The organism is Acinetobacter sp. YH12097 (genome assembly GCF_013419225.1).
Classification (GTDB): domain Bacteria; phylum Pseudomonadota; class Gammaproteobacteria; order Pseudomonadales; family Moraxellaceae; genus Acinetobacter; species Acinetobacter amyesii.
This window is the reverse complement of the sequence record NZ_VPAN01000084.1, coordinates 1-3,556: the sequence shown is the minus strand read 5'-3', so window position 1 is coordinate 3,556 and position 3,556 is coordinate 1. Positions and strand designations below refer to the sequence as shown.

2 protein-coding genes and 1 pseudogene are annotated in these 3,556 nt (G+C 40.9%); 1 reads left to right on the top strand and 2 read right to left on the bottom strand.

The features are described from left to right. Positions 1-324: 324 nt before the first annotated feature. Positions 325-2,382 (bottom strand): methionine--tRNA ligase, encoded by a 2,058-nt coding sequence (gene metG, locus FTU37_RS16400; RefSeq protein ID WP_180124667.1) that lies wholly within the window; start codon positions 2,380-2,382, stop codon positions 325-327. Between the two features lie 171 nt (positions 2,383-2,553). Here metG and FTU37_RS16395 point away from each other — a divergent pair, with 171 nt between their 5' ends. Further along, positions 2,554-3,348 (top strand): hypothetical protein, encoded by a 795-nt coding sequence (locus FTU37_RS16395; RefSeq protein WP_180124668.1) that lies wholly within the window; start codon positions 2,554-2,556, stop codon positions 3,346-3,348. 116 nt (positions 3,349-3,464) lie between these two features. Here FTU37_RS16395 and FTU37_RS16390 read toward each other — a convergent pair. After that, positions 3,465-3,556, bottom strand: a pseudogene (locus FTU37_RS16390) (IS5/IS1182 family transposase); the annotation flags it as partial.

Here is a 3,556-nt window from a genome sequence, read left to right as displayed (position 1 = left end):
ATAATCATCGAAGAATTCAAAAGGGTTTGGGTTTTAAGACACCAAATCAAATGGCCGAAGACTTTTATAAGTTGGCTGCCTAGAATCTCCCAAGGGAAAGTCTCCTGATAATTCAGCGTATATCATACATTGCGAAGCAGTGCTTCTCATCTTTCAAAAGTAAGGTAATACCTACGCAAAGGAATTAATTTTTCATAAAGCCAAAATGAGGCAGTGATTCAATAAATCCTCTCCCTAACCCTCTCCTTTAAAAAAGGAGAGGGAACCTAAAGGCATAAAAAAGCCCCTACAACGTAGAGGCTTTTTCTCATCTTAATCTAAAAATTAAGACACTTTATCACCAGCTTTAGCACCAGTTTCAGGTGAAATCACCCAAACACCTTCACCATTACCGGCAGCTAAAACCATCCCGTTTGAAATACCAAAACGCATCTTACGTGGAGCAAGGTTTGCCACCATCACCACCAATTTGCCTTTTAAGTCTTCAGGTTGGTAGAACTCACGAATACCGCTAAACACGTTACGTGGTTCAGCTTCGCCGACATTTAAAGTAAGTTGTAAAAGTTTGTCAGAACCTTCAACATGAGCTGCTTCCAAAACTTCAGCGACACGCAGGTCAACTTTCATAAAGTCTTCGATGCCAATAATTTCAGCTTCACCCACTTTAGGCTCAGGCTTTTTCTCAGCTTTCTTCTCTTTTTTCTTTTCCGCTTTTGGCGCTTCCGCAGGAGCAGCTAAAGAATCTTTAGATGCATCAACCATGGCAGCAACCGCTTTCGGGTCTACACGTTGCATCAATGGTTGGAACAATGCAATTTCATGATCAACTAAAATCGTTTTGCCTGAAGCAAAGTCGAAAGATTCTAATTTTAAGAAGCTTTGAACTTCTGCTGCCAATGTAGGAAGTACTGGCGCAAGGTAAACCGCCAATTGACGGAACAAGTTGATGCCGACAGAACATACGTCATGCACTTGTTGTTCTTCGCCTTCAATCTTCGCAAGTGCCCAAGGCTTTTTCTCGTCGATATATTGGTTGGCTTTATCAGCAAGCGCCATGATTTCACGGATGGCTGCAGAGAACTCACGTGCTTCATATTGAGCAGCGATTGAAGCGCCTGCATCAATAAAGCTTTGTACCAATTCAGGCTCAGCACAATTTGCAGAAAGTTTGTTATCAAACTTAGTATTGATGAACTTGGCACAACGGCTTGCGATGTTCACGACTTTACCAACCAAGTCAGAGTTTACTTTCTGAACGAAATCATCAAGGTTCAAGTCAGAATCTTCAACTTTGTCAGAAAGTTTAGACGCGAAGTAGTAACGTAAGTATTCAGGGTTTAAATGCTCAAGATACGTTTCCGCTTTAATGAATGTACCACGAGATTTAGACATCTTCTGACCATTTACAGTCAAGAAACCGTTTACGAATAGGCTTGTAGGGGTACGGTAGTTTGCACCTTCAAGCATTGCAGGCCAGAACAACGCGTGGAAGTAAACGATGTCTTTACCAATGAAGTGATACACCTCATTTTTAGAATCTTTTTTCCAGTAGTCTTCAAAGCTTAGATCAGGACGTTTAGTCTTGATGTAGTTTTCAAAGCTCGACATATAGCCGATTGGCGCATCAACCCAAACGTAGAAGTATTTGTTTGGCGCATCTGGAATTTCAAAACCGAAGTAAGGCGCATCACGTGAGATGTCCCAATCAGACAGACCTGCTTCAAACCATTCATCGAGTTTGTTGGCAATCGACACAGGCAGACGACCTTCGTCACGTGTCCATTTTTGCAGGTATTCACCAAAGTTTGGCAGTTTAAAGAAGTAGTGATCTGAAGATTTCTCTACAGGTGTCGCACCGCTTAAAGTCGATTTTGGATTTAATAATTCAGTTGCGTTGTATGTTGTACCACACACTTCGCATGAGTCGCCGTATTGGTCTTCCGCTTTACATTTCGGGCATGTACCTTTAATGAAACGGTCAGACAAGAACATTGCTTTTTCAGGGTCAAACAATTGCGTCACAGGGCGTACCGCAATGTTGTCCGCTTCACGGTTCTTAATGTAAATCTCAGAAGCGCGTGCTTGGTTTTCAGGGCTGTTGGTTGAGTCGTAATGGTCAAAATCAACTTTAAAGCCAGCAAAATCACGCTCATGTTCTTTTTGTACATTGGCAATTTGCTGTTCAGGCGAAATACCATTGGCTTCCGCACGTAGCATAATCGCTGTACCGTGAGCATCATCCGCACATACATAAGTCACGTTATGACCCATCGCACGCATGGCACGAACCCAAATATCAGCTTGGATATAACCGAGTAAATGACCCATATGAATTGGGCCATTCGCGTATGGAAGGGCGTTAGTAACTAAAATATTACGCACGGATATGACTCTCTCATTCGTATTTATGCAATGGGCTGTAATTTTACATGAGATAGCCAGTACTTGCACAAGGGAATAGGTGAAATCTTTGCAAAAGTAAAAAAATCTATATTGCTGACACAATTACAGTGATAATAGGGCATAACTGTGATGCCTAAGAGTAACAAGCCCATGTATGAAGATGACTATGAAGACGATCAGCCAATCACTCGTATTCCTCAAAATGAACAGCGTCATAAATTGGGGCATCACATTATCAAAGATGCGCAGCAATATTTAGAGCAGATTTCTGCAGATGAGCATGCCTTACTGATTCAAACCCTGCGTCATTTGGCACAAGATGAGCCTTACTTCGATATTTTGGCCGATGAACTAGATCAGCCGGTAGAAATGAAAGTAGCGAATGATGCTTTAAATTTATTGTATTTTTGGCAACTGCTTCATCAACATGAAGATCAAAAACAGTTTCATTTACTCGATGCGATTAACACCGAGTTTTTTCAGACAGAAATGTTGAAAGCCTTTGATGCTTTGAATATTGGTGAACATAAAGCAGCGCACCGTCAGGTACTTTTAGATGCGTTTAAACTGTATAAATTAAATATTCATGCAGGCTGTATCCCTGTGTTATATGCACAGCTTGAAGGTATTTTGACGGACGTCTTGATTCAAACCGGTTTCTTAAATCAAAACGGCACTAAATTTGTCGATGTCTATAAAATTGTACCGGGACTTAAAGGCAGTGAAATTAAAAGCCTTTGGCACAAATCTAAAATTGCCAATGAGTTGAATCCGTATTTTGCCGAATTGGCGGCCTATCAAATGGATAGCAGCTCTACCGTAGCGATGACCCGTCATAATATTTTGCATGGTACCGATGTCGCGCATTTTAATCAGGGACGGAGTTTTATCCTGTTTATTTGGCTGTTTTCCGCAGTGAGCTTTATGAGTACGGTCAGCAAATAAGTTTAATTTCAAGAGATCAATGCATAGGAGTGGCATTGATCTCTTTGCATTACATCATCCTTTAAAATTAAAAGCATAGAGTAGGGTGTGTTGACATTTACAGCCGATAAATTGAGCTAAAGAGGCAACCATATAAATATACAAGCTAAAGCAACAGCGCTTTGATAGTTACGTTTTAGCTTATCGTATCTTGTGGCAATTCCTCTAA

Bases quoted from the DNA above. Each gene is read 5' to 3' on its own strand.
- FTU37_RS16395 (WP_180124668.1), top strand. From the start codon at position 2,554: ATGTATGAAGATGACTATGAAGACGATCAGCCAATCACTCGTATTCCT.